The sequence below is a fragment of the Streptomyces sp. NH27 genome (assembly GCF_056859195.1).
In genome coordinates, this window is the sequence record NZ_JACEGK010001082.1 from 1 (window position 1) to 467 (window position 467).

The window sequence follows — 467 nt, forward strand, 5'->3', positions numbered from 1 at the left end:
GTGCCGGGGCGTGCGGGCCGGGGGACGGTGGCCCGGACCGGCGCGGCTGCGGGCGTGGTGCTGCCGGATGCAGCCGACGACCCGGTCTTCGGCGGTGTCCCCTTGGACCGGCGCCCGAACCTGGCGGTGCCCGCGTCGCAGTTGGTGAACCCGCCGCGGGGAGTGCTGGCGGAGAACGGCGCTGGCCCGCTGACGCGCGCGCGGCGGGCAGCTGCCCGGCGGCGGCTGACCGGCGTGCACTGGACCGTGCTGCTCACCGCTCCCCGGACCATGTTCGGCGGCGCGGGGAGCGACCGCGCCCAGCGGGCGTACGAGGTGCTGGAGGAGGTGGTGGCCGCCTACCTGCGGCCCGCCCTGACCACCGCGCCCGTCCCGGCCGCGCCCGTGCCCGCTGCGGCCGGAGCGGCGAGCCCGGCCCCGGCCGACGACCGTAGCGCGGACTCGGCGCTGGCGGTGCCTGCCGGTGC

The 467-nt window shown here is 80.1% G+C and carries 1 pseudogene; it reads left to right on the forward strand.

Annotation, left to right across the window (positions count from 1 at the left end):
* Positions 1-54: 54 nt before the first annotated feature.
* Positions 55-467 (forward strand): annotated as a pseudogene (locus AC13HU_RS38125) (hypothetical protein); the annotation flags it as partial.